Source organism: Mycobacterium sp. SMC-21, from assembly GCF_045310825.1.
GTDB lineage: Bacteria > Actinomycetota > Actinomycetes > Mycobacteriales > Mycobacteriaceae > Mycobacterium.
Genome location: NZ_JBJIAO010000042.1, coordinates 19,317 through 43,693 on the forward strand (window position 1 = coordinate 19,317; position 24,377 = coordinate 43,693).

The following is a 24,377-nucleotide window of genomic DNA, read 5'->3' on the forward strand; positions in this document are numbered from 1 at the left end:
CAGTACGACCACTCCGTCCCGTATCCAGGGATCGCCGATCCCTGGATACGGGTTCCCGCGGGTGTGACTGTGGAGTTCACACCTGATGGAGGAACCCCATGCATCGCGCCCCGATCGATATCACCCTGCCCGACCTCACCGGCACCCGCGCCGTGGTGACCGGCGGTACCGACGGCATCGGCCTTGGCACAGCTCGTCGCCTGGCTGCGGCCGGCGCCGAGGTTGTCCTCCCCGCGCGCAATCCCGTCAAAGCCGACGCCGCAGTTGCCACGATCTGCAACGAGACACCCAACGCTCGAGTGTCAGTCGAGCCACTCGACCTCTCATCCCTCAAATCGGTTGCGAGCCTGAGCCAGCGCCTGCTTGACGACGGCCGGCCGATTCACCTACTCGTCAACAACGCCGGCGTGATGACACCGCCCGCCAGGCAGATGACGGCCGACGGGTTCGAGCTGCAGTTCGGCACCAATCACTTGGGACACTTCGCCCTCGTCGCGCACCTACTGCCGCTTCTGCGCGCCGGGAAAGCCCGTGTGACCTCGCAGATCAGCATTGCGGCGAACCGCGGATCAATCAATTGGGACGACCTCAACTGGGAGAAGTCCTACAACGGCTTCGGTGCGTACAGCCAGTCCAAGATCGCGTTCGGATTGTTCGGCCTCGAGCTTGATCGGCGCAGCCGCGAGCTCGGCTGGGGGATCTCCAGCAATCTCGCCCACCCCGGCGTCGCCCCCACGAGCCTGCTCGCCGTGCGCCCCGAGATCGGCCGCAACGGCGATACTCTCGGTGTCAGGCTCATCCGGCGAGCCTCAGCAGTGGGCCTCATCGTCGGAACTGTCGAAACCGCGAAGCTCCCCGCTCTGATGGCCGCCACCACACCGAATGCCGGCGGAAAGCTGTACGGGCCCAAGGGGTTCATGCATCTTGGTGGTGCACCCGCCGAACAGAAGCCCTACAGCCGAATCCGCAGCCAAGACGAAGCCCGCCGCGTCTGGACGGCTTCCGAAGATCTGACCGGCACCCATTTCGGCGGGTAGCCACCCAAATCTGTTCGGGCAGCCAAGAGTTCGGGACAGAGCCGTCTAGAGGCGTCGCCCCGCTTCGTCGAGGACGGTGCGCAGGATGTCGTAGATCGCGTCGAACTCCTTCTGCCCACTGATCAGCGGCGGAGCCAGCTGGATCACTGGGTCGCCGCGATCGTCGGCGCGGCAGTACAGACCTGCCTCCCACAGCGCTGGGGTCAGGAAGCCGCGCAGCAGGCGCTCGGACTCTTCGCCGTTGAAGGTCTCCCTGGTGGCCTTGTCTTTCACGAGCTCGATGCCGTAGAAGAATCCCTCGCCACGGACGTCGCCGACGATCGGCAGGTCGTACAGCTGCTCGAGTGTTGCCCGGAAAGCCGGGGCGGTCGCTTTGACATGGTCGTTGATGCCCTCGCGCTCGAAGATGTCGAGGTTGGCCAGCGCCACCGCCGACGACACCGGGTGTCCGCCGAAGGTGTAGCCGTGGGCGAACATCGTCTTGCCGTCGTTGAAGGGTTCGAACAGGCGGTCACTGGCGATCATCGCGCCGATCGGGGAGTAGCCGGACGTCAAACCCTTTGCGCTGGTGATGATGTCGGGGACGTAGCCGAAATCGTCGCAGGCGAACATCGAGCCGATGCGGCCGTAGGCGCAGATCACCTCGTCGGACACCAGGAGGACGTCGTACCGGTCGCAGATCTCCCGGACGCGTTGGAAGTATCCCGGTGGCGGCGGGAAGCAGCCGCCCGCGTTCTGCACCGGCTCCAGGAACACTGCGGCGACGGTGTCGGGGCCCTCGAATTCGATGGCCTCGGCGATGCGGTCGGCGCAGTACCGGCCGAAGGCCTCCGGGTCGTGTGCGTAGGCATCGGGCGCCCGGTAGAAGTTTGTGTTCGGCGCGCGAAAGCCGCCGGGGGTGAGCGGTTCGAACGGCGCCTTGAAAGCCGGGATGCCGGTGATCGCCAGCGCACCCTGCGGCGTGCCGTGGTACGCGATGGAACGCGAAATCACCTTGTGCTTGCCGGGTTTCCCGGTCAGCTTGAAGAACTGCTTGGCCAGCTTCCAGGCACTCTCGACCGCTTCGCCGCCGCCGGTGGTGAAGAAGACTCGGTTCAGGTCGCCCGGCGCATAGTTGGCGATGCGCTCGGCCAGTTCGATCGCGGTCGGCGTTGCGTAGGACCACAACGGGAAGAAGGACAGTTGCTCGGCCTGCCGGGCAGCGGCGGCCGCGAGTTCTTCGCGGCCGTGCCCGACCTGTACGACGAACAGGCCCGAAAGCCCGTCGATGTAGCTCTTGCCGCGGTCGTCGAAGATGGTGACGCCCTCGCCGCGGGTGATGATGGGCGGGGTGATGTCGGCCCCGTGGCGGGCGAAATGGCCCCACAGATGCCGCTTGGCCTTGGCTGCCAAGTCGGTTGAAAGTGATTGTGCTGCATTGATTGTGGTCATCGCGTGCCCCAGTTGTATTGCTGTTTGACGAGTTTGAGATAGACGAGCGTTTCGGTGGACAACACCCCGGGCACGGCTCGGATCTTGCTGTTGAGCAGGTCGAGCAGGTGGCCGTCGTCTTCGCAGACGACTTCGATGATGATGTCGAAGGTGCCGGCGGTCAGCACTACGTAATCGACAGACTCGATGGCGGCGAGTTTGTCGGCGACCTTGGTGGTGTCGCCGGTGCAGCGAACGCCGATCAAGGCCTGGCGTCCGAAGCCCATTTGAACGGGGTCGGTCACGGCGACGATCTGCATGACGCCGCAGTCGATCATGCGCTGGACCCGTTGGCGCACGGCCGCTTCCGATAGTTCGACCGCTTTACCGATGGCGGCGTAGGACTGCCTGCCATCCTGCTGCAGTTGCTCGATGATCTCTTTCGAGAGCTCGTCGAGCTGGAATGCGGCACCGCCCCGAGATTGGTTACTTCGCGCAGGCAGCGCAGCGGCATCAGGCGGTGCATCGGAGATGGCCATGGCGTCAATTGTGCACGGATTTCGTCGTTCAGAACAACATGTACGACGGAATCAGTCGTAGGAAGCGTGATTTCGAGTGGAAACCGCAGCAGTCTTGGGGTAGCGTGCTAGATCGTGAGCGCAGGTGGAGGCGAGGTCGTCGCAGGTAGCTTCATCAACGGAAAGATCGTGACGACGGACGGCAATCCGTTCGACATCATCAATCCGGCGACAGGTGCTGTCGTGGCCTCATATGCGCTGGCGACACCCGCCGATGTGGACACCGCAGTAGCTGCGGCCCGCGCTGCACAGCCGAGCTGGGCCCGGGCAACTCCGGCCGAGCGGGCCACGGTTCTGGCGCGGCTGGCCCAACTGGCCGCCGAGAACGCCGACGAGCTCGTGGATCAGGAGGTGCGGCAGACCGGTAAACCGGTCCGGCTGGCGGCGAACTTCGACGTGCCCGGCAGCGTCGACAACATCGACTTTTTCGCCGGTGCCGCCCGACACCTCGAGGGCAAGGCCAGTGCCGAGTACTCGGCCGATCACACGTCGAGCATCCGGCGCGAGGCTGTCGGGGTGGTCGCGACCATCACGCCGTGGAACTACCCGCTGCAGATGGCGGTCTGGAAGGCGTTGCCCGCGTTGGCGGCTGGTTGTGCCGTGGTGATCAAGCCTGCCGAGATCACCCCGCTGACCACGCTGACGCTGGCCCGGTTGGCCGGCGAAGCCGGGCTGCCCGAAGGTGTGTTCAATGTCGTGACCGGGCTGGGCGCGGACGTCGGCGCAGCCCTTGCCGGGCATCGCGATGTCGACATGGTGACGTTCACCGGCTCGACAGCGGTCGGGCGACGAGTGATGGCAGCTGCGGCCGTCCATGGCCACCGCACCCAGCTCGAACTCGGCGGTAAGGCTCCGTTCGTGGTCTTCGATGACGCCGACTTGGATGCCGCGATCCATGGTGCGGTGGCGGCATCGCTGATCAACACGGGCCAGGATTGCACCGCGGCGACCCGCGCCATCGTGGCGCAACCGTTGTACGACGACTTTGTGGCCGGAGTTGCCGAACTGTTCGGCAAGGTCGTCACCGGCGACCCGCACGACCCGAATACCGATCTGGGACCGGTGATCTCGACGCCACACCGGACCAAAGTCGCCGGCATGGTGGAGCGGGCCCAGCAGCAGGGCGGCCGGATCGTGACGGGCGGAACCATGCCCGAGGGTCCCGGTACGTTCTACCCGCCGACCCTGATCGCCGATGTTGCGGAAGACTCCGAGATCTACCGCGACGAGATTTTCGGTCCCGTGCTGACCGTGCGGCCCTTCATCGACGATGACGACGCGCTGCGGCAGGCCAACGACACCGAGTACGGGTTGGCGGCCTCGGCGTGGACTCGTGACGTGTACCGAGCCCAGCGGGCATCGCGCGAAATCCAGGCGGGCTGCGTGTGGATCAACGACCACATCCCGATCATCTCCGAAATGCCGCACGGCGGTTTCGGTGCTTCCGGGTTCGGCAAAGACATGAGTGCCTATTCGTTCGAGGAATACCTGACCATCAAGCACGTGATGAGCGACATCACCTCGCTCGCCGAAAAAGAATGGCACCGCATCATCTTCGCCAATAGGAAGTAGTTCACGCTGACGGCAGTCGTAGCTGTCAAAGCCCTGTGAAATATTCTTATCGATGAATTACAGGGAAATGCAGAGTTTGCGAATGGGCGTCACAACGACGCGCCGGGCTCACCTGTCATCGGGTGCTCTGAAGTCGCCCGAGATCCACGATAACTTTCCAGATATTCTGTGTTACAACGCTATTCGGTATGCGGCTCGGAACTACAGTCGGCTCGCTGATTCCAGCACCGGGCAATAGCCGGAATTTTCTGTATCTGCAGAAGCTTGCGCCGACTCGCCGCGAATACACATCTACGCGATACCGGTCTCCGCTGTCCAATGCCGCGTCATTCAGTGTGAATGACGAATGTATTTGTCGGCGCTTTTAACATTCGTCGTCACTTCTCGTAACAACCCGACTCTAAAGTTGCCTGGTGAACCGAAAGCGGTTGCCCCGCTAGGTCATTTAGCCCACACCCCAGCCGTCGGCACTGTAGCCGGCATGCGGTCCGCGCCGTGTTCGTGGACCGACCAATCACCATGAGGAGGCCGATCTATGCCGTCTATATCCAATGTCGAGCGGCTCGAGGAACTCAGAGATGCTCAGCAGAATGCGGATACCGGGCTTGCGGCCGCCAGTATGAGCGGTGTCGAGCTCGTCGCGCAATCGACGGCCGGTATCGCGCCAAGTGCCGTGATGGTTTCCGGCGCAACGCTTGTGGCAGCCAGCGCCAGCGCAGGCACCTTGTATTCCTACGCCGTCTCCTTGTGCGTGCTGCTCTTGGTGGGCTGGTGCGTGTCCCGGGCCGCGCGGTTGCGGCCGGGGGAGGACCTGCTCTCACATATCACCGCCGCGTTCGGTAGAGCTGTCGGGTTCGTCGGTTCGACCGGTCTCGCTCTCGGGTATCTGCTCATCTCCGTCGGCTGCGTCGCCCAATTCTCGCAGTACACCAAACCCCTTCTCGGAGTGGCTCCACCGGTGAGTGCCGGCGCGCCCGCTACCTCGATTTCGGTGACGGTGGTTTTGGAAATCCTGTGTGTGGTCTGCGCGGCCTGGATGATGATCCGCGGCGTCCGGATCTCCGCATGGACCGGCGTGGTGCTCGAGGTGCTCTCAATCGGAGCAATTCTGTTGGTGTGCACCATGGTTCTACTTCATCATGGCTTCACCCTCGCGCCGCTCATGCCCACCGGCATCACGGTGCAACAGGTGGTCAGCGGCATGGTATTGGCGACCCTGGGCTTCGTCGGCTTCGAGTCGGCTGCGTGTTTGTCCGTCGAGGCCAAGGACCCACAGCGGACGATCCCGCGGGCCGTCACGGGCAGTGCGCTCCTGGCCGGCGCGCTCTACCTGTACGCATCTTACGCTCAGATTGTCGGATTCGGTGGTGCCGACAACCTGGCCGCCGATGCAACGCCGTTGAACACGTTGGCCGATGGCCTTGGCTTTCACTGGCTTGCGTTGGGCATCGATCTGGGCGCGGTGGCCTCGAACTTCGCCTGCGTGACCGGCTCACTGACAGCGGCCAGTCGGGTACTGCGATCGATGGGGGAGTCGCAGCTCGTGCACAGCAAGATGGCGGCGACACATCCCATCCGCAAGACCCCGCATGTGGCGATCATCTTGCTCAGCGTGGCTGCCCTGGCCGCAGCACTTGGCTTGGGGCTCAGCGGAATCAACGAACTCGATGTGTATTCCTACACCGGAACCCTGGGGACCTTCGGCTACATGGTTGCCTACATGCTGATGGGACTGGGTATCCCGATTCTGGTGCGGCGCCTGGCGCCACAGGCCGGCATCGGTGCCGCCGTCATCATCGGGATGACTGTCACCGGTTGCCTCGGGTACGTCTTCTACCGCAACGTGTATCCACTCCCGGCCTGGCCGGCAGCCTTGATGCCGTGGATCTTCCTTGCGGTGCTGCTCGCCGCGGCCGCGTGGTACGTCGCTGGTCCGGCCCGCATTGCCCGCAGGCAGACCCGGGAATCGTCGGTGGATGCGGAGCCGGCGCCCGAGCCGGCTGAACTCGCGTGAGGTAGTCAGGGTGTTTCAGACATCCCGGTGAGGGCCGCCACCGCTCGCAGCTGACGCAGGGCGAAAGCGCGGGGGCGGCCCCCATCGGGTACATGCACGCCGGCAACGACGCCAGAGATGCCCGGGGTGTTGATGGCCTCGATGGCGCAACGCGCGCGGCGCGGGCATGAGCGGCACAACGCCTTCACCTCGGCGTCGTTCCCGGCGTTGACCCACCGGTCCGGATCAAGCGTGCACGGCGGCATCGGCGACGGAATAGCTGACTTCTGCAGTATTGCGGTCATGTTTGGTGATCTGTCAGGTGAGATGGTCTTCGAAGAACGCGAAGACCCGCTGCCAGGAGTCTTCGGCCTCCAACTCCGAGAACTCCATTCGGGCAAGGGTTTCCACGGGTTTGAGAACGCGGGGTAGGCCGAAGTCGTTCATGAAGGCGTGGCCGACAAGGGGATATTCCTTGACGTCATGGGCGATGCCGGCGCGCGCCAGGACGGTTTGAAGTTGTTGGGCCGCACCCTTTTTCACGATTCGGTCTTTGGCTCCGTAGCTCGCGACGACCGGGCAGGATCGCTCCAGGCTGTCGATGTCCTTGGGGGCCAGGCCGTACATGGATGCGGCCGCTGAGTATGCGCCGCGCGCGGCGACGACGAGGGCGAAGCCCCCGCCCATGCAGAAGCCGGCGATCCCGACCTTGCCGTTGCAGCGTGGGTCGGCCAGAAGGTGGGAACGGGCGGCCTCGATGTCGTCGTAAGCCGGGCCTTCGCCGGTGAAGTGTGAGCGGATGGTCTTGGCGACGCATCGGATCTTGGGCTTGTGTCCGCCGTAAAGGTCGGGAGCCAACGCCAGATAGCCGGCTTCGGCGAATTTGTCAGCGCTGCGGCGGATGTCGGCGGTGAGTCCGCGGACGTCCTGGATGACGACCACCGCGGGCCACGGCCCGGCGCCGTCGGGTGCCGCGAGATATCCGGGAACGGGACCCGTAGGGGCCGGGTAGGTGATCGCCGGCATCAGATTCTCGTTCGCTGTGTCGTGGCACCTGCGTTCGGCTGGCCGCCTGGCGCGCGCAATGCCGAATCGGTCATGTTTCCTGATCTCTTCCTGACTGCGGCGTTTGCCTCGCGGTGTGGGCTTGGCCCTCCAGTTTGCGGCGATACGCAACCGGCCGTACCGATATGTCTGTACCGTTAGCCAAGTTTTTGATATTGGTTGCCGATACAGTCGAATCGTGACACGAGTTCCATGTATTGTCTACTCGCATGGAGACCGTGTTCACACGTCGACGCGAACCGGCCAAACCCACCAGCCGCGAGATGATCATCGAGGCTGCGCTGACCGTATTCGCGGAACGCGGGACGCAGGCGGCGACGCTGAAAAACGTCGCCGACGCGGCGGGCGTCAGCGTCGGGCGTGTTCAACACCATTTCAAGGCCAAAGAAGATCTGATCGCCGCAGTCGACGATCATGCGATCGACGCGCTGGCCGCCAAGATTCAGAACCCCGACGCTCCGCCAGAGGAATCGCTGGTCGCCATGGGGCATCGCTTCACCGAGGTCATGTCGGAGAAGCCGCACGTGCTCGAGTACATCTGCATGCAGATGCTCGAACCCGAAGGCGTGGGCGAAACCATCTTTGACGGCATGTTCGCCATCAGTGAGGCGCAGCGGGTCCACTTCGAAAAGATGGGGCTGACCCGTGAAGACCTTGACCCGGAGTGGGGTGCGCTGCTTCCGCTGATTGTGCGCGCGGGAACCATCCTGTTTCGAAAGCACATCGAGCGACACATCCCGGGTGCTTTCCTCGAACCTGAGAACTTGCGCCGCTGGGACGAAGCCGTCACCGCACTTATCCGGCACGGCCAACTCCGCGCCGTGGAGTAGACCACGAATTCAACGGGTTGAGCCGGCCGACATACGAGGGGTTGTCGGCCGGCTCGACTCAGACTGCTCGCAGGACCGCCCGCTCACCAAGGGGCGGCCGTTGGTCAGCGCAGCTTGATCCTGGCCCGGATGGGTCCTCCGGCCACGAGCGTGAAGGGGGCCACCATCGGGAATTCGTCATCGAGAGAATCGATTTCGGCGTAACGCACGATGGTTGCCAGGGCCAACGTGGCTTCCAGCATCGCGAAATGGTCGCCGATACAGCCGCGTGGACCGCCGCCGAACGGGATGTACTGCCAGCGGTTACGACCCCGGCTGTTCGCTTCGGTGAATCGCTCCGGATCGAACACCAGCGGCCTGTCCCACAGGCTGGGGTCACGGTGCACAGACATGCGGCCCATGACGATCATCGTGCCGGCCGGAATCCGGTACCCGGCCACGGCGACATCGCGAGTGGCCATCCGTGAACCTGTTGCCCCGGGCGGACACAACCGCATCGACTCTTTGAGCACCTGGATGGTGTATCCCAAGCCGGCAACATCATCGGGAGTCAGTTCGCGGTCGCCGAATCGGGACGCCTCCTGACGGACACGGTCCTGCATCTCCGGGTTACGGCCCAGCGCCCACAGTGCGTACGCGATCGTGGTCGCGGTCGTGTCCTGGCCGGCGAACATGAAGATCAGCAGCTCGTTGGCAATGTCCAAGTCCGACAACGGCTTACCCGTGTCGGGATCTTTCGCCGCGATCAACTGTTGCACCAGAGGCGCGTTCATCTCAGGATCGGCCCGGCATGCCTTCACCACATCCAGCGCGAGTTTGCGGATCGTCGCTGCCGCCGCGTACGCACGCCGGCGCGCCCGGGTGGGAACCCAGCGCGGCAAGCTCACCGGGTTGATCGCCCGAGACACCGCATAGGAGACGGCCACGCGCATCGGTGCGTCGATCGACTCGGCATGATCGCTCAGGTCGACCCCGAACACGCTCTGGCCGAGTGCGCGCATCGTGACCCGTCGGGCCGCGGCGTCCAAGTCGATCTCGGCGCCGTCGTCCCAACTGGCGCAGACCATTTCGGCCGCCTCGGACATGTGGCCACCGAACTCGGCGACCGATTGCTTGGTGAACACGGGCTGGATCGTGCGTCGGCGCGGCAGCCAGTGCTCATGGTCGACGACGAACAGGTTGGCGCCGATGATGCGCTCGAGCTCCTGGCTGACGTCGCTGGTCTTGTCGATCGAGCCGTCGTGGCAGGTGACGGTGTCCCGGATGCCCTGCGGGGAGGTGACGACGACCAGGGGAGGCATCAGCCACTTCGGCGCGAGGGTGAAGCGGGTGACCGGGCCGCCGGCGTCGCGCAGGACATCGGTGCCGGTGTGGAAGGAACGGCACGCGGCGAGACGTTGTTTGCGAGGCAGCGGATTCACCGGTGGTAGCGGTAGTGACGCGACGTCCGGGCGTGATTGGTCGACCATGTTGCGTTAATCCGTGACGCTGTCGTCAATCGAGATTGTCGCCGCCGCAGCGCGCATATTCATTCCCCCTGGCCACGCCCCGTATTTCTACGGGCCGACGTTATCAGTCTCGACGGTGGATATCCACCTATGCGATAGTGAGGAAATGCCGAGCCAGCACCGAGTGCCCGCCGGCATTTACCGCGCCGACGAGGCGCTGCGCAAACGCGCGATAGCCGCTGCAGCAGAAGTGGATTCGTGCCTGAGCGCCCACATCAACGGGTTTCTCCTGTGGCTGGTCGGCGACACTGACGAACTGCCCCCCAGGCCCATTCCGCAGCGTACAGACGGCCCGAATGGCGCAGCCAGGCAATGCACAGAACTTGGAGCCGAATAGTGCAACCAACTGATCCGAACGAATATCGCCCACAAATTCTGGACCCGGCCAATCCGGCAGCCGCGACCACACTCGATCTTCTCCGGTCGGACCCGCACGTCCAGGTCCTCGACCACTACGGGCCCGAGTTGGACAACCTACGCCGATTGCGCCCCCAACCCGCTGCCGCACTCCTGGACGAACCGGCCCGTTGGGTCTGGTACCCGTGGCGACGGACCCTCGTCTCGATCCTGGGTCCGGCCGGCTTCAAGGCACTGCGCCTCGACCGCAATCGCAACAGCATCACCACGGGGGAGCAGACCCGACTGGCCGAACTCACTGTCGGTGTGGCGGGCCTGAGCGTCGGGCATGTCATCGCCCACACCCTGGCCACCCAAGGCTTGTGCGGGCGACTGCGTCTGGCCGACTTCGACCGCGTCGAGCTCTCGAACCTGAATCGGATACCGGCCACCGTGTTCGACCTCGGACTCAACAAGGCTGTCGCCACGGCGCGCCGCATCGCCGAACTCGACCCGTACCTACCGGTCGAGGTATTCCATCAGGGCCTGACCACCGAGACCGTCGATGACTTCGTCGACGGGCTCAATGTCTTTGTCGAAGAATGCGATTCGCTCGACATCAAGGCCGTCGCGCGGGTGGCCGCCCGGCATCGACGCATCCCGGTGCTGATGGCCACCAGCGACCGCGGCATCATCGACGTCGAACGTTTCGACGACGAACCTGACCGCCCGATCCTCCATGGCCTGCTCGGCCCGCTCGACATCGGCCTGCTGCCCGGCATGAGCAGCAAGGAGAAGGTGGCACACATCCTGCGCCACCTCGAAGCCGAAAAGCTCTCACCGCGCACCGCGGCGTCGCTCATCGAACTCGACCGGACCTTGGCCACCTGGCCGCAGGTGGCCTCGGAGGTCATCATCGGGGCGTCTGCGATAGCCGAGGCGGTGCGGCGTATCGGACTTGGCGAGGAACTGCGCTCGGGGCGCGGCCGCATCGACATCGGGTCATCGCTGGACCAACTCGCCGAGCCGTCGATGGGCGCGCCGCGGCCCACCACGCCCGCGCACGAGCCGCTCTCCGCCACCAGCCTCACCGGCCAGGTTGCGATCGCCGCGATGCGCGCGCCGTCGGGCGGCAATGTTCAGCCCTGGTTGATCGAGGCCGGCGAAGATGAGATCGCGATCTGCCTTGCCCCGCAATACAGCCCGACCATCGATGTCGGATTCCGGGGGAGCGCCGTCGCCGTCGGCGCCGCGGTGTTCAATGCTCGGGTTGCCGCCGCCCACCACGGCATCCTCGGCCCGGTAACCGTCGACGAGCCGGCCCACGGGTCGTGGTCACCGCTGCACGCGACACTCTGGTACGGCAAGGGCGGCAACCCGGACCTCGCCGACCTGTACGGCGCGGTGCTCGCGCGCGAAACCAACCGCGACAAAGGCACTCCCACGCCCCTGGCCGACGAGGTTGCCGGGGCATTGTCGGCTGCTGCCGAATGCGAAGGCGGGCGGCTGCGACTCATCACCGCGCCAGGCGAGATCGCCGCAGCGGCAGAGATTTTGGGCGCTTCCGACCGGATCAGGTTCCTGACCCCCCACCTGCATCAGGAGATGATCGCCGAGCTGCGCTGGCCCGGCGATCCCGATCCGGACGCCGGGATCGACGTGCACAGCCTCGGACTGGGCGATGGCGGGCTGGTCATGCTCGAGCTGCTGCGCCGGCCGGAAGTCATGGCTCAACTGGCCGACTGGAACGCCGGTGAAGCACTGGGTGACGACATGCGCGGCCGGGTGCACGCCAGTTCGGCTCTGGCGATCGTCACCGTCACCGGTGGTGCACTGCGCGACTATGCCGCGGGCGGCTCGGCCGCGGAGGCGGTGTGGGTGCATGCGCAGCAGCGCGGCCTGGCCGTACAGCCGATCTCGCCGGTCTGGCTGTTCGCCCACGATACGGCCGATCTCACCAAGCTTTCCGCTCGCTTCGCCGGCGAACTCGGGATTCTGCAACGCCAATTCGTCGACCTCGCCGGCATCGACGCGGACGAGAGGATCGCGCTGATCCTGCGACTCACCGTCGCGGCGCCGCCGGCGGTGACCAGCCGGCGCAGCGACGAGCGCGTCGTGCTGCGCGACTGACGGGGAGTTGGCAGCACACCCAACTACTCTTGGTCACCATGAGCGAAGTGATGGACTGGGACGCCGCATACCGCCACGAAATCTTCATGGGACCGCCGCCATGGAACATCGGCGCACCGCAGCCGGAAATCCTCGCTCTCATCGACGCCGGCAAAGTCACCGGACCCGTCCTCGACGCCGGGTGCGGCGTGGGCGATGTCGCGCTCGCCCTGGCGGAGCGGGGCTTCGAGGTCACCGGCATCGACCTGTCGACGGTCGCGATCGAGCAGGCCGCTGCTGCGGCAGCCGACCGCGGCCTGACCACGGCCCGATTCCTGCAGGGCGATCTCCGCGATATCGGTGCCCTCGGCCTCACCCAGCAGTTCAACACCGTCATCGACTGCACCCTGTTCCACTCACTGCCCGTCGAAGCGCGCGACGACTACCTGCGGGGTATCCATGAGGCCGCCGCTGCTGGTGCCGTGCTGTACCTGCTGGTGTTCACCAAGGACGCGTTGCCTGCCGATTCGCCGTGCCCGATCCCGAACCAGGTGACCGAAGCCGAAGTCCGCGACGCCGTCGCGGCGCACTGGTCCGACGTGGCGACGCAGGCGTCGTTCGTGGCTGTCAAACTCCCCGACATCCCCGGGTTGCCGCCCCACAACTTCCCGGTCGACGACGCCGGCCGCGTGCACCTACCGGCATTGCTGCTGACCGCTCGGAAAGTCTGACCGGGCAATCACGGCGCCGGGGTGCGCAGCACCGGCGCCGCCAGGAGCTGCCCCATGGTGTCCGCGTCGACCGGACCGGACACCAGAAGCCCTTGCGCGCGACGGTAACCCATGGCGATGAGTTTTTGCGCCGCGGACTCGGTCTCCAGCCCGTCGGCGGTCAGTTCGAGCCCGAACGCGTCGGCCAGGAGAGCGATCGACTGGACGAACAAGGCGTTCTCGTCGTCATGGTCGAGCGTCTGGACAAACCCGCGGCCGACCTTCAACGAATCAATGGGCAGCTCTTTCAAACTGGGCAGAAAGCTGTACCCGGTGCCGAAGTTGTCCAACGCCAGCTGAACCCCGATCTGCTTCAGTTCCAACAGGATTTGGCCGCACAGTTGAGCCTCGGTGACCAACAGGTCCTCGGGCAGCTCCAAGCACAGCGAACCCGCCGGAACCTCGAACTGCGCGAGCGTCGCGGCGAGATGTTCGGTGAACCCGGCAGTCAGCACCTGGGCGGGTGACAGCTTCACCCGGAGCATCACGTTCTGGGCCAAACCCTCAGCTCGCCAACGTCGAAACTGCTCGCATGCCATCCGCAACACCTCGCGCCCCACAGCACCGCCGAAGTTGGTGGCCTCGGCCGTTGGCATGAACTCCTCACGCAGCAGTAGTCCGCGGGTCGGGTGATTCCATCGCACCACCGCTTCCATCGCCACGAGTTCGCCACTGCGCAAATCGACCTCGGGCTGGTAGTAGAGGAACAACGCGCCGTTGTCGATGCAGTCCTGCAGATGCACTTCGACGTCGGTCTGGAACGAGAACTGCGCCGCGAGTTCGTCGCTGAACGCGATCACGGTATTGCCACCCGCGGCCTTGGCGGCGGTCAACGCGTGCTCGGCATACCGGAGCAGGTCCGACACCGAATCGGCTCCTGGAATCCCCACGGCCACACCGATACTCACCCGGTGCCTGATGTACGACGAACCCAGCATCAGTCGCGCGGCCAGCGTCTCGCGCAGCCGTTCGGCGTAGGCCTGGGCATCGGCGAGTGATGTGGGCGCGTTGAGCACCGCGACGATCTCGTCCCCACCGAGGCGAGCCAAGAACGCCTCGCCGGCCGCGTACTCGCTCAACCGCTGGGTGAGCTCGACGAGAACCTGATCACCGGTCTCGTGGCCCAGCAGATCGTTGACGGCTTTGAGTTGGTCGGGGTCGATGTACAGCGCCGCGACAGGGGCAGGCTCACCCGATGCGAGTCGTTGATCGAGATGGTCGAGCAGGCTTCGGCGGTTGCGCAATCCGGTCAGGTCATCATGCTCGGCAAGGTGTTTGATCGATGCGAGTGTTTCCACCCGCACCTTGACGTGGGCGAACATCGTGGCGATGACCTTGAGCGCGGTGATCTCCTCGTCCAGCCATTGCCGGTCGCCGTATTTGATGAAGCCCAGTGTGCCGGTTGTGGTGAAGCAATCTGGTTCCGCCGTGTCGGTGACGTTCATCGGCACGGCAGCCATCGAGATGACCGGCACGGTGGTGCCTTCCTCGATGCGCTGCTGGAATTCGTCCGGCTCGGCCGCCGGCCGCAGGATCACCGGTTCTGCGACATGTTCGGCCATCGCGAAGACCGGATCGGCATCCTTGAAGTAGACGGTTCCGATCGGATCCGGGTCGGGGATATAGGTCCTGATCGGCCATTGAGCGATCAGGATCGTCGCGCCGATGGTGTGATCGTTGTGCCGCAGAAACGCCACATCCAAACCGAAATGCGCTGCCACGTCGGTCAGTGCCTGCTCGCTGGCGGCCACGTAGTTGTCCGCGTCGACGGCCATCAGGGTGCGCGTCACCCTGTCGACAAGCTCGTTGAGGGCTCTCAGCACGTCATCACCGTAACTAACGAACCGGTAAAACGGTGTACAGGTCGCTACGAGCCACCCCTGCAGGTCTCGGGCGCCGCTGAACCCGCCTGACTATGGTCCTGTTGTGGAGGGTTCCGGCCTGCCCGCCCCGAGTCTGCGGGCAAGAGCGACGACGGGGCCCGCGCTGCGAGGCGGCGCGATCGCGTCGTTCGACCGGGCGATCTTGCCTCGGACCACGAGTTCCCCGACGACTGCGACGCCGCAGACCTGCGCGAGCAAGAGTGAGACGAGTACCAGGACCTGAACCGCCGCCGCCTGTGCGGCCGAGCCGGTCGCCAGCAGCACCCCGACGAATGCGCCGGGAAGAGTGACGAGTCCGGCGGTGCGGGTTTGATCGAGGTTGGGCAGCAGGGCGTCCGACAGTGGCCGCTCGATGACCGACATCCGCGAGAAACGTTCTGACATACCGAGACCGAGAGCCGCTTCGACCTCGCCGGCGCGCTGCGTCAGCGCATCGAGTGCACGCCGCGCCGCCACCGCCGATGCGGTCATCGTTCCGCCCAGCACGATGCCGAACACCGGCACCACCGCGACACCGTTGAACGGCACCACACCGCTGAGTGTCAGTAGCGGAATCACCATGACCATGCCGGCGGCGAGGGCGACGGTCAGCCACCAGGCCCCGCGCTGTGCCTGACTGCGACGAGCGGCAGTGATCGAGGCGACGATGAACATCAGCAAGAGAACCAGCATCGACGACCACATCCGCTGCAATGCGACGGCGAGCACGGTCGATACCGCAGCCAGCTGAAGTGCTGCCCGCGCCGCGGCGCTCGGCGCCTCCCACACGGATCCGTTGAGCGCCAAGCGGTTCACCGCGGCCGCCACGACGGCCATCACGACGCAGACGATGATGAGCATGGGTGTCAGCAGAGGTTCGGCGCCGCGCATGTCTCGAGTTTCCCCGGCGGCACGTCCGGCCACCAGCCGCCTCAAAACAAAACCGCGACTGGTCTCTGTAGCCCGCGGGCCGCTACTCCTTGCTGAAGCACGATCCCGGCGGTGAGGTGGTCATGGCGATAGCGGCCTGGTCCTCGTCAAGGGCATCGACCGGCAGCGGGTCCTGTCCATCGCGAGCGCGCAGACCGTCGAGGAAGATGGCCACGTACCGACGCCACAGGTCGGCGTCGACGTGCCCGGCGAATTCACTGACCGTCCCTGCCAACAGGCCCAGGATCGGCATGTCACTTTCGGAGATGCCAGGGCGCAAATAGCCGTCATTTTGGGCCCGCTCAACAAGTTTCGCGAGCTTCGGGACCAGGCGGGTGCGCGCCGCTTCCACCCGGTTGCCCCCACCGCCCTTGCCGTACAGGATTTCCCGCAGGCCGCGATCGGTGGCCGTCTGCTGCCCCATCTGTTCGACGAACCACGTGAATCCTGCCCAAGAGTCCTCGAATTCCAATGCCGTGTCGGCCATGGCGGCGACCTCGTCGATCGCGTCCTCGAAGATGGCCTCGATCAGCTCGTCCTTGGTGGAGAACCGGCGATACACCGTGCCGACGCCGATTCCGCCGTGGTGCGCCACCTCGTTGAGTGTGGCGCTGAGGCCTTGTGTCGCGAACAGGTCGCGGGCCGCGTCGATCACGCGCTGCCGGTTGCGCACGGCATCCTTGCGCAACGGTCGATCTGTGGTCGGACGGGCCATCACCCCCGCAGTGTAATCCGGGACACCATGGCGGTAAGTGGATTGACTTCATCCACTTACCGGAATAGTTTCAGGCCGGACGCTGCGACCGGCTGGACGATCGTGGTGATCCGCGATCGGGAGGCGCGCCGCATGACACGACACCACCGGGCCGTACCTGTGTTGGCCGCCGCCGCTGTCGGAATCGTCGTGGCGGTGTCCGGTTCCGGACCTGCGCATGCCGATCCCGACACCGACTTCGCGAACCAGTTGCACACCTACGGCATCTACGGCCCGAAGGACTACAACGCCTGGCTGGGGAAGATCGCGTGCCAGCGGCTGAGTAACAACGTCGACCACGACGCTTATCAGTCGGCCAAGTTCGTCGCCACCAACCTGTCGCGGCAGAACGCCACTCAACAGAACTGGCAATTCCTCAGTGCCGCAATAGATTTCTATTGCCCGGGCAAACGGTCGGTGCTGGAAGCCGCCGCGCAGCGGCCGCAGACAGGAGCTCGCGCATGACGCTTCGATCGTTCCGTATCGGATTGGCCGCCGTGGTGGTCGGCCTGGCGGCGACCGCGCTGCCCCTTGCCGCGCCGGCCGGTGCCGACGCGACCGACGACTACCCGATCCCGCGCCGCATCATCACCACCACCTGCGATGCCGAGCAGTACCTACAGGCGGTGCGTGACACCAGCCCGGTGTACTACCAGCGCTACATGATCGACCGGAACAATCGCCCCGCCGATATCCAGCAGATGGCGCAGGACCGCATCCACTGGTTCTTCTCTCTGGACCCGGTCGGCCGCCGGCAGTACTCCGAGGACACCGCCACCAACGTCTACTACGAGCAGGTGGCCACCCACTGGGGCAACTGGGCCAAGATTTTCTTCAACAACAAGGGCGTGGTCGCCAAGGCGACCGACGTCTGCATGGGCTATCCCGCCGGCAACATGCAGGTCTGGGACTTCGCCTCCAACAGCTGAGTGATTTTCGTCTGAATTTCGCTGCTGACCAAGGGTTTTCCGGCGGGAATCAGATTTGCCTGCGCGTGGCAGGAATGCGGCGGGCCCGCGCCAGGTTGTAACGAAGACGACATTTAAATGGATGGACTCTATCCACTTTTTCCGTTAGGTTACCTAGCTAGATGTCCGGGGGCGCATCAACGGCGGTGTGCCTGCCCATGCCCGACGACCGCGCGGTCGGCAACTTCTGGAGAAGGCAGCGATGACAAGAGTGTTTCGGCGGGCATGGCTACCGCTCCTGGTGATCGTCGCGGTCGCCGGCGGCGTGGTGATCGTGTCGAATGTGCGACAGGTGTTCGGGTCGAATCCCGTCGTGATCACCGAGAAGAGCTCGGACAACGCCGAGGACTTCAACCCCAAGTTCGTCAAGTACGAGATCTACGGCACGGGTAGCACGGCCACCATCAACTACATGGACCTCGAAGGCAAGCCGCAGCGCGCCGCGGGGGTGTCTTTGCCGTGGACGTTGACGCTGTCGACCACCTTGCCTTCTGTACAGCCCAACATCCTGGCCCAGGGCGACGGCAACAGCATCAGCTGCCGGGTCAGTGTGGATGACGTGGTCAAAGAAGAGAGGACCGCCACCGGTATGAACGCCGAAACCTTCTGCTTTGTGAAGGCCGCATGAGCGCGCCGGCCGACGAGGCCCAGACCGACGCCATCCCGGTGGCGGAGAACAAGGGGCACAAGGGGATACCGCGGTTCATCCGCCGGTTCGCGGTGCTCATCATCCTGGCGTGGATCGGGGTCATCGCCGCGCTGAACACCGTCGTCCCGCAGCTCGAGGAAGTCGGCAAGCTGCGCGCGGTGTCCATGAGCCCGAATGACGCGCCCTCGATGATCGCCACCAAGAGTGTCGGCAAAGTGTTCGACGAGTACACCACCAGCAGTTCGGTGATGATCGTGCTCGAAGGCGATCGTCCGCTGGGGGCCGACGCGCACGCGTTCTACGACAAGATGGTCAGCGATCTGCGCGCCGACACCACCCACGTACAGCACGTCCAGGACTTCTGGGGCGACACGACACGCTGACCGCCAAGGGCGCTCAGAGTCGCGACGGCAAAGCGGCCTACGTGCAGGTCTACATCGCCGGTGACCAGGGTGAGACGCTGGCCAACGAGTCGGTCGCCGCGGTGCGCCACATCGCCACCGAAAGCCCTGCTCCGCCAGGGGTGAAGGCCTACGTGACCGGTCCGGCGGCGACCAGCACCGATCAGAACGTCGTCGGTGACAAGAGCATGGAGCTGATCGAACTGGTGACCTTCGGCGTCATCGCGGTCATGCTGCTCTTGGTCTACCGATCCGTCATCGCGACCTTGCTCGTGCTGGTGATGGTGGTGCTCGAACTCTCCGGGGCGCGCGGTCTGGTGGCATTTCTGGGCTACCACAACGTTTTTGGGCTGACCACCTTCGCCACCAACCTGCTGGTGACGCTGGCGATCGCCGCCGCGACGGACTACGTCATCTTCCTGATCGGGCGTTATCAGGAAGCGCGACGTGTCGGCGAGGACCGAGAATCGGCCTACTACACCATGTTTCACGGCACCGCGCATGTGGTGCTGGCCTCGGGCCTGACCATTGCCGGCGCCACCTTGTGCCTGCACTTCACCCGGTTGCCGTACTTCCAGACCATGGGCTTCCCGCTGGCCATCGGCATGGTGATGGTGGTCGCGATGGCGCTGACCCTGGGACCCGCGGTGATCTCGGTCGCAACCCGCTTCCGCCGGGTCCTCGAGCCCCGAAAGAACACGCGCACCGCCGGCTGGCACCGCGTCGGCACCGCGACGGTGCGCTGGCCCGGTGCCATCCTGGTCGGCGCCGTGGTGGCGGCGCTGGTGGGCCTGATCGCGCTGCCGGGCTATCACACCATCTACGACGACCGGATCTACCTGCCCAAGGACATCCCCGCCAACGTCGGCTATGACGCTGCGTTCCGGCACTTTTCGCAGGCCAAGATGAACCCGGATTTGATGATGGTCGAGTCCGATCACGATATGCGCAACCCGGCGGACTTCCTGGTGATCGACAAGATCGCCAAGGCGCTCAAGAACGTGCACGGAATTGCCCAGGTGCAGACCATCACCCGACCTGACGGTGACCCGATCAAGCACTCGACGATCCCGTACACGGTCGGACAGAGCGGCTCCACGCAGCTCATGAACAACGACTACATGCAGACCAACCTGGACAATCTGCTCTCGCAGGCCGACGATCTGCAGAACAGCATCGACGCCATGACCGAGATGATGAGCGTCCAGAAAGATCTGGCGGCGGTCTCGCAGCGCATGGCCGACAAGATGAAGACCACCTCGGATGACATGGGTGACACTCGAGATCACCTGTCCGACTTCGATGATTTCTTCCGGCCCATGCGCAACTACTTCTACTGGGAGCCGCACTGCTTCGACATCCCGGTGTGCTGGTCCATGCGGTCGGTCTTCGAGAGCATCGACGGCATCAGCCTGATGTCCGATGACTTCCAGGCCATCGTTCCCGACATGCAGCGCATGGCCGACCTCATGCCCAAGATGGTCGCGACGATGCCGAAGCAGATCGCGTCGATGAAGCACCAGAAGCAGGTGCTGCTGAACCAGTACCAGATGCAGAAGGCGCAGCAGGACCAGACCATCGCGATGCAGAAGACCGGCACCGCAATGAGCGAGGCGTTCGACGCGGCCAAGAACGACGATTCGTTCTACCTGCCGCCGGAAGCCTTCGAGACCGCAGATTTCCAGCGCGGCCTCAAGCTGTTCATGTCGCCGGACGGCCATGCGGTGCGGTTCACCATCATTCACCAGGGCAACCCGTTGACGCAGGAGGGCACCTCGCGCATCGAACCGCTTAAGGTCGCCGCGGCCGACGCGATCAAGGGCACGCCCCTCGAGGGCTCCTCGATCTACCTCGGCGGTAGCGCAGCCATGTACAACGACATGCAGATCGGTGCCGATTACGACCTGATGATCGTCGCGGCTGCGGCGCTGATCCTGATCTTCATCATCATGTTGGTCCTCACCCGTGCGGTCGTCGCATCGGCGGTGATCGTCGGCACCGTGGTACTCAGCCTGGCCTCGGCCTTCGGTCTGTCGGTACTGCTGTGGCAGCACATCGTGGGTATTCCGTTGCACTGGATGGTGTTGCCGATGTCGGTCATCGTGCTGCTGGCGGTGGGTGCGGACTACAACCTGCTGCTGGTCTCCCGGATCAAGGAAGAGATCCACGCCGGGCTGAACACCGGCATCATCCGCGCCATGGTGGGCACCGGTTCGGTGGTCACCTCGGCGGGCCTGGTGTTCGCCTTCACCATGATGTCCATGTCGGTCAGCAAGCTGATCATCATCGGCCAGGTCGGCACGACCATCGGTCTGGGTCTGCTGTTCGACACCCTCGTGGTGCGGTCACTGATGACGCCGTCGATCGCCAGCCTGCTCGGACGCTGGTTCTGGTGGCCGCAGCGCGTGCGTCAGCGCCCGATTCCGCAGCCGTGGCCGAAGCCGATCCCACGCGAATCCGACATGGCGTCCGTCTGATGCAGTTGATGAGTTCGGCTTCACGACAGTCGATTTCGCGGCGCCGACCGTCATGCGCGTGAGGTGGATCACCTGCGGTGGGTGGTTTGACCAATCCAGATCGGGTAGACAGTAAATGGGAGAACCGGGGCCAGTGTCTGTCCCGTTACGGGTTTCAGGTCGAGTTGGGGCGGTCTAGATGAACCGAAATAATCGATGGGTTACTGCCTGTGCGGCAGTCGTCTTGTCAAGCGCGGGCGTTGCCGCAGGCGTCGCCGGGTCCGGCAGTGCCGCTGCGGAGGCGTGCCCGGACGTACAGGTGGTATTCGCCCGTGGCACCTTCGAGCCCGCCGGTGTGGGTGGTGTCGGGCAGGCGTTCGTGGATGCGCTCCGCGCCCGGACGCCGGGGAAGTCGGTGGACGTCTACGCCGTCAATTACCCTGCGTCCCTTGATTTCGCGACCGCCGCCGACGGCGTGATCGACGCGAAGAACAAGGTCATGGCGACCGCGAGCGCCTGCCCGAACACCAAGGTCGTGCTCGGTGGCTACTCGCAGGGCGCGGCGGTCGCGGCGTACATCACCGAGGACAGCGTGCCGCAGGGCTTCACGTTGCCGCCCGGGCTGAGCGGGCCGATGCCGGCTTCGGTGGCCGATCGCGTGGCCGGGGTGGTCCTCTTCGGAAAGCCGTCCAGCGGCTTCCTGCAGATGATCTACACCGGCGCGCCGCCGATCACCGTCGGTCCGCGCTACGTCGGCAAGACCGATGACATCTGCATCCCGGAGGATCCGGTGTGCTCGCCGACCGGCGGCGACCAGGGTGCCCACGGTGCATACCAGGCGCGGGGGCTCACCGACAGCGCCGCGGACTACGTGGCGAGCCGGGTCGGGGGCACGGCCAAGCCGGCGCAACCGACAGCTCAGGCTGCCGGGGTCAACTAGTCAACCGGCGTAATCGCGGTACTACCACGGCGATTCGCGGACCGGCGGCCGTCGGGTAAGACGTGCGTCGACGCCGATCATCCGGGTTGGCGTAGGACGCGCTGATCGGGGGTACTCCCGAGGGTATGACGGCACACCCAGCAGTCTTGTTCGACGTCGACGGCACGTTGGTGGATACGAACTATCTGCACGTACATGCGTGGCTGCGCGCATTCGCCGACGAAGACCTGTTGGTGCAGGCATGGCGCGTGCACCGGTGCATCGGAATGGATGGGACGTCGCTGGTCCACGACTTGTGTCCCGATGTGTCCGATGAAACCGAGGAACGACTCAAGAAGCTGCACAGCCGCTACTACCGCGAGTCCGCGGGACTGATGCGGCCGTTGCCGGGCGCACGCGAGCTCTTGCACGGAGTCGCTGATCGGGGTCTGCAGGTCGTCCTGGCCACGTCGGCGCCTGAGGACGAGCTGGAGCTGACGCGCGGGGTCCTCGACTGTGACGACGTGGTCTCGGCGGTCACCATGTCCGGCGACGTGGATACGGCCAAGCCTGAGCCCGACATCATCGAGGTGGCACTCGACAAGGCCGGCGTCGGTCCGGCGCAGGCGGTGTTTGTGGGGGACGCGGTCTGGGACGCGCAGGCATGTGCGCGGGCGGGGGTCACGTCGATCGGTCTCCTGACCGGTGGAGTGGGCGGCGATGAATTACGTGCCGCCGGAATGGCTGAGGTCTTCGATGGCCCCGGCGCACTGCTGGCCCATCTGCGTGAGAGCGCCATCGGAGCCTTGCTCGGCTGAGCGACGTCGCGGCGAGACACGCCTGCGGTCAGGATTATTCGGGCGGTTCGATCGGAGGTCGCCACCCTGTCGGCACCCCGATCTTCTCCGTGTTGTGCGGGCCGCCGATGTAAGCGACGAGATTTTTCGGTTCGTAGTAGTGCGGCTTCACTTCATGGAGTTCGAGCGCGGTCGAGGCGATGGCTTCGCGGTCCCAGTCAGTCGCGCCGATCGGACGGATATAGGGCGGGATGAGCCGATAGAACAAGGTGCGTGAGTTCTGCGGAAGTTGCAGTGGGTCCGGATGCACCGAGGTGCGGTCGGCCCTGGTCGCAGTCGGATTCGGTGGTGGGGCGTACGCGCACTCCCGATACTCGAAGGCGCCGGGCTCGAAGTGCAGGCCGTACTCCTGTGCACGCCCCACCATCCACGGCAGGGTGATGTCGCTGAGACCGGGCGGGTCGTAGCCGCCACCGATGTCGCAGTGCACACCGGCGAACCACACCTGCTCGACGCGCTGGGTCTCGGGTGCGTCCGATGCCTGCTCCCAGACCGCGGGCCGGAAGGGCCCTCGCTTCTCGTCGATCGCCAGCGCCTGAAACGCACCGTGGACCTTGGTGCTCAGCGCCGTGTCGTGAAACTGGAAGCGCCGGTTGAAGAAGTTGACCAGGCGCAGCCCGTTCAGCGGGATGCCGAGCGCGCCGACGGTGTCCCAGACGCCGATGAAGTGGATGTCCGGGTCGTGCGAGTACGAGCTGCGGAACAGGGTCGCCTCGATGCTCCGGGGGTGGCTCGTGCTGCTGCGCCCGCGATAGAAGCTGTACGCCTCGCCGATCTTGTCGGCGTACTCGCGACGCAGGATTCCGCAATTGCGGACAAACCCGGCGGTGCTGCGGGCGGTGAAGGCGCCTCGGCTGAAGCCGAAAAAGAACAGTTCGTCGCCGGGGTCGTAGTTTTCGACCAGGAAGTGGTACGTGTCGCGGACATCGCGGGCCAGCCCGAGGCCGAAGGCACCTCCGCGGATTCGTTCGTACCGGCTGGTCCCAACGCCGCGGTGGTAGAACATGCGCTGCTCGCGGTCCTTCAGGTCGCGAGGTGCAATCGCCAATGCGAGTTTGGTGACGTTGGTCGGGCTGGGCGTCCCACGGGTGTGTTGGTCGGGGGTGTTCCAGGTGCCATCGCAGCACACCACCAGTCGTTTGGACATCCGTCGCTCCTTCCTCGGAGATCAGGCTCAGGTCCAGAGATTGACGAAAAGAATGCTCATCGATATCGGTGCGTCGCGGGTGCCTCCCGCTCTTTCTCGCAAAAACGATAGCCTTTTGGGGTGCCGATTCTGGTCGATCGCACAAAACAGGCTCTTCGCAGTTGAGGGTGTAGAGGTCATCGGCGCGTCGTTGCCGGGATAGGGGTCGAGGTCTCTCGAAGATGAA

The 24,377-nt window shown here is 64.8% G+C and carries 22 protein-coding genes and 1 pseudogene; 13 read left to right on the forward strand and 10 right to left on the reverse strand.

Going from position 1 to position 24,377, the window contains the following annotated elements; all coding sequences use genetic code 11:
- Positions 1 to 98: 98 nt before the first annotated feature.
- Positions 99 to 1,037, forward strand: coding sequence for an SDR family oxidoreductase (locus ACJH6H_RS25680; RefSeq protein WP_212806787.1), 939 nt, complete (start codon positions 99 to 101; stop codon positions 1,035 to 1,037).
- Positions 1,038 to 1,082: 45 nt separating this feature from the next.
- Here ACJH6H_RS25680 and ACJH6H_RS25685 read toward each other — a convergent pair whose 3' ends face one another.
- Both ACJH6H_RS25685 and ACJH6H_RS25690 read right to left on the reverse strand, forming a co-directional pair.
- Positions 1,083 to 2,468, reverse strand: coding sequence for an aspartate aminotransferase family protein (locus ACJH6H_RS25685; RefSeq protein WP_212806786.1), 1,386 nt, complete (start codon positions 2,466 to 2,468; stop codon positions 1,083 to 1,085).
- Positions 2,465 to 2,986 carry an Lrp/AsnC family transcriptional regulator gene (locus ACJH6H_RS25690; protein ID WP_212806785.1) on the reverse strand — a complete coding sequence of 174 codons (522 nt, stop codon included), beginning with the start codon at positions 2,984 to 2,986 and terminating at the stop codon, positions 2,465 to 2,467. The genes ACJH6H_RS25685 and ACJH6H_RS25690 overlap by 4 nt, the downstream gene beginning before the upstream one ends.
- 114 nt (positions 2,987 to 3,100) lie before the next feature.
- Here ACJH6H_RS25690 and ACJH6H_RS25695 point away from each other — a divergent pair, with 114 nt between their 5' ends.
- On the forward strand, positions 3,101 to 4,597 hold the full coding sequence (locus tag ACJH6H_RS25695) for a gamma-aminobutyraldehyde dehydrogenase (protein WP_406776076.1): 1,497 nt from the start codon (positions 3,101 to 3,103) through the stop codon (positions 4,595 to 4,597).
- A 535-nt stretch (positions 4,598 to 5,132) separates the two neighbouring features.
- The gene (locus ACJH6H_RS25700) at positions 5,133 to 6,611 is read left to right on the forward strand and encodes an APC family permease (protein WP_406776077.1); all 1,479 of its coding nucleotides are present in this window, start codon (positions 5,133 to 5,135) and stop codon (positions 6,609 to 6,611) included.
- A gap of 5 nt (positions 6,612 to 6,616) precedes the next feature.
- Here the strand turns inward: ACJH6H_RS25700 and ACJH6H_RS25705 are convergent, their stop codons facing one another.
- Together ACJH6H_RS25705 and ACJH6H_RS25710 are read right to left on the reverse strand one after the other, a co-directional pair.
- Positions 6,617 to 6,895, reverse strand: a complete 279-nt coding sequence (locus tag ACJH6H_RS25705; RefSeq protein ID WP_406776078.1) for a WhiB family transcriptional regulator — start codon at positions 6,893 to 6,895, stop codon at positions 6,617 to 6,619.
- A 13-nt stretch (positions 6,896 to 6,908) separates the two neighbouring features.
- Complete coding sequence (locus ACJH6H_RS25710) at positions 6,909 to 7,616, reverse strand: dienelactone hydrolase family protein (RefSeq protein ID WP_406776079.1); 708 nt, start codon at positions 7,614 to 7,616, stop codon at positions 6,909 to 6,911.
- Positions 7,617 to 7,864: 248 nt separating this feature from the next.
- On the opposite strand from ACJH6H_RS25710, the gene ACJH6H_RS25715 reads away from it, so the two are divergent.
- The gene (locus tag ACJH6H_RS25715) at positions 7,865 to 8,485 is read left to right on the forward strand and encodes a TetR/AcrR family transcriptional regulator (protein ID WP_406776080.1); all 621 of its coding nucleotides are present in this window, start codon (positions 7,865 to 7,867) and stop codon (positions 8,483 to 8,485) included.
- Positions 8,486 to 8,589: 104 nt separating this feature from the next.
- Here ACJH6H_RS25715 and ACJH6H_RS25720 read toward each other — a convergent pair whose 3' ends face one another.
- On the reverse strand, positions 8,590 to 9,954 hold the full coding sequence (locus ACJH6H_RS25720) for a cytochrome P450 (RefSeq protein WP_406776081.1): 1,365 nt from the start codon (positions 9,952 to 9,954) through the stop codon (positions 8,590 to 8,592).
- Between the two features lie 13 nt (positions 9,955 to 9,967).
- Here ACJH6H_RS25720 and ACJH6H_RS25725 point away from each other — a divergent pair, with 13 nt between their 5' ends.
- The 3 genes from ACJH6H_RS25725 to ACJH6H_RS25735 are packed head-to-tail and all read left to right on the forward strand — an operon-like array spanning position 9,968 to position 13,169.
- Positions 9,968 to 10,330, forward strand: coding sequence for a hypothetical protein (locus ACJH6H_RS25725; protein ID WP_212806778.1), 363 nt, complete (start codon positions 9,968 to 9,970; stop codon positions 10,328 to 10,330).
- Positions 10,330 to 12,459, forward strand: coding sequence for an Rv1355c family protein (locus ACJH6H_RS25730; protein WP_371824479.1), 2,130 nt, complete (start codon positions 10,330 to 10,332; stop codon positions 12,457 to 12,459). The genes ACJH6H_RS25725 and ACJH6H_RS25730 overlap by 1 nt, the downstream gene beginning before the upstream one ends.
- Positions 12,460 to 12,497: 38 nt before the next feature.
- On the forward strand, positions 12,498 to 13,169 hold the full coding sequence (locus ACJH6H_RS25735) for a class I SAM-dependent methyltransferase (RefSeq protein ID WP_244872787.1): 672 nt from the start codon (positions 12,498 to 12,500) through the stop codon (positions 13,167 to 13,169).
- Positions 13,170 to 13,177: 8 nt separating this feature from the next.
- On the opposite strand, the gene ACJH6H_RS25740 is transcribed toward ACJH6H_RS25735, so the two are convergent.
- The 3 genes from ACJH6H_RS25740 to ACJH6H_RS25750 form a co-directional block, all read right to left on the reverse strand.
- Entirely contained in the window at positions 13,178 to 15,031 is a 1,854-nt protein-coding gene (locus ACJH6H_RS25740) for a putative bifunctional diguanylate cyclase/phosphodiesterase (RefSeq protein ID WP_406776082.1), read from the reverse strand.
- 90 nt (positions 15,032 to 15,121) lie between these two features.
- The gene (locus ACJH6H_RS25745; protein WP_406776083.1) at positions 15,122 to 15,961 is read right to left on the reverse strand and encodes an ABC transporter permease; all 840 of its coding nucleotides are present in this window, start codon (positions 15,959 to 15,961) and stop codon (positions 15,122 to 15,124) included.
- A gap of 82 nt (positions 15,962 to 16,043) precedes the next feature.
- Positions 16,044 to 16,715, reverse strand: coding sequence for a TetR/AcrR family transcriptional regulator (locus ACJH6H_RS25750; protein ID WP_406776089.1), 672 nt, complete (start codon positions 16,713 to 16,715; stop codon positions 16,044 to 16,046).
- Between the two features lie 132 nt (positions 16,716 to 16,847).
- Between ACJH6H_RS25750 and ACJH6H_RS25755 the strand changes: the two genes are divergently transcribed.
- From ACJH6H_RS25755 to ACJH6H_RS25780, 6 genes and pseudogenes are all read left to right on the forward strand, one after another.
- Positions 16,848 to 17,219: a DUF732 domain-containing protein gene (locus ACJH6H_RS25755; protein ID WP_406776084.1), complete on the forward strand. Its 372-nt coding sequence runs from the start codon at positions 16,848 to 16,850 to the stop codon at positions 17,217 to 17,219.
- Positions 17,216 to 17,683 carry a DUF5078 domain-containing protein gene (locus ACJH6H_RS25760; protein ID WP_406776085.1) on the forward strand — a complete coding sequence of 156 codons (468 nt, stop codon included), beginning with the start codon at positions 17,216 to 17,218 and terminating at the stop codon, positions 17,681 to 17,683. The genes ACJH6H_RS25755 and ACJH6H_RS25760 overlap by 4 nt, the downstream gene beginning before the upstream one ends.
- Before the next feature lie 241 nt (positions 17,684 to 17,924).
- On the forward strand, positions 17,925 to 18,350 hold the full coding sequence (locus tag ACJH6H_RS25765) for an MmpS family transport accessory protein (protein WP_029105884.1): 426 nt from the start codon (positions 17,925 to 17,927) through the stop codon (positions 18,348 to 18,350).
- Positions 18,347 to 21,249, forward strand: a pseudogene (locus ACJH6H_RS25770) (RND family transporter). The gene ACJH6H_RS25765 and the pseudogene ACJH6H_RS25770 overlap by 4 nt, the downstream one beginning before the upstream one ends.
- Before the next feature lie 178 nt (positions 21,250 to 21,427).
- Positions 21,428 to 22,168: a cutinase family protein gene (locus ACJH6H_RS25775; protein WP_212806774.1), complete on the forward strand. Its 741-nt coding sequence runs from the start codon at positions 21,428 to 21,430 to the stop codon at positions 22,166 to 22,168.
- 125 nt (positions 22,169 to 22,293) lie between these two features.
- Positions 22,294 to 22,965, forward strand: a complete 672-nt coding sequence (locus ACJH6H_RS25780) for an HAD family hydrolase (protein WP_212806773.1) — start codon at positions 22,294 to 22,296, stop codon at positions 22,963 to 22,965.
- Between the two features lie 34 nt (positions 22,966 to 22,999).
- Here the strand turns inward: ACJH6H_RS25780 and ACJH6H_RS25785 are convergent, their stop codons facing one another.
- Positions 23,000 to 24,151: a DUF2235 domain-containing protein gene (locus ACJH6H_RS25785; RefSeq protein WP_406776086.1), complete on the reverse strand. Its 1,152-nt coding sequence runs from the start codon at positions 24,149 to 24,151 to the stop codon at positions 23,000 to 23,002.
- 27 nt (positions 24,152 to 24,178) lie between these two features.
- Positions 24,179 to 24,377 (reverse strand): hypothetical protein (locus ACJH6H_RS25790; protein WP_406776087.1); only part of this gene is annotated, 199 nt, incomplete at its 5' end.

Bases quoted from the DNA above. Each gene is read 5' to 3' on its own strand.
- ACJH6H_RS25755 (WP_406776084.1), top strand. From the start codon at position 16,848: ATGACACGACACCACCGGGCCGTACCTGTGTTGGCCGCCGCCGCTGTC.
- ACJH6H_RS25680 (WP_212806787.1), top strand. From the start codon at position 99: ATGCATCGCGCCCCGATCGATATCACCCTGCCCGACCTCACCGGCACC.
- ACJH6H_RS25745 (WP_406776083.1), bottom strand. From the start codon at position 15,961: ATGCGCGGCGCCGAACCTCTGCTGACACCCATGCTCATCATCGTCTGC.
- ACJH6H_RS25775 (WP_212806774.1), top strand. From the start codon at position 21,428: ATGAACCGAAATAATCGATGGGTTACTGCCTGTGCGGCAGTCGTCTTG.
- ACJH6H_RS25690 (WP_212806785.1), bottom strand. From the start codon at position 2,986: ATGGCCATCTCCGATGCACCGCCTGATGCCGCTGCGCTGCCTGCGCGA.
- ACJH6H_RS25720 (WP_406776081.1), bottom strand. From the start codon at position 9,954: ATGGTCGACCAATCACGCCCGGACGTCGCGTCACTACCGCTACCACCG.
- ACJH6H_RS25760 (WP_406776085.1), top strand. From the start codon at position 17,216: ATGACGCTTCGATCGTTCCGTATCGGATTGGCCGCCGTGGTGGTCGGC.
- ACJH6H_RS25765 (WP_029105884.1), top strand. From the start codon at position 17,925: ATGACAAGAGTGTTTCGGCGGGCATGGCTACCGCTCCTGGTGATCGTC.
- ACJH6H_RS25735 (WP_244872787.1), top strand. From the start codon at position 12,498: ATGAGCGAAGTGATGGACTGGGACGCCGCATACCGCCACGAAATCTTC.
- ACJH6H_RS25750 (WP_406776089.1), bottom strand. From the start codon at position 16,715: ATGGCCCGTCCGACCACAGATCGACCGTTGCGCAAGGATGCCGTGCGC.
- ACJH6H_RS25715 (WP_406776080.1), top strand. From the start codon at position 7,865: ATGGAGACCGTGTTCACACGTCGACGCGAACCGGCCAAACCCACCAGC.
- ACJH6H_RS25785 (WP_406776086.1), bottom strand. From the start codon at position 24,151: ATGTCCAAACGACTGGTGGTGTGCTGCGATGGCACCTGGAACACCCCC.
- ACJH6H_RS25705 (WP_406776078.1), bottom strand. From the start codon at position 6,895: ATGACCGCAATACTGCAGAAGTCAGCTATTCCGTCGCCGATGCCGCCG.
- ACJH6H_RS25685 (WP_212806786.1), bottom strand. From the start codon at position 2,468: ATGACCACAATCAATGCAGCACAATCACTTTCAACCGACTTGGCAGCC.
- ACJH6H_RS25700 (WP_406776077.1), top strand. From the start codon at position 5,133: ATGCCGTCTATATCCAATGTCGAGCGGCTCGAGGAACTCAGAGATGCT.
- ACJH6H_RS25710 (WP_406776079.1), bottom strand. From the start codon at position 7,616: ATGCCGGCGATCACCTACCCGGCCCCTACGGGTCCCGTTCCCGGATAT.
- ACJH6H_RS25780 (WP_212806773.1), top strand. From the start codon at position 22,294: ATGACGGCACACCCAGCAGTCTTGTTCGACGTCGACGGCACGTTGGTG.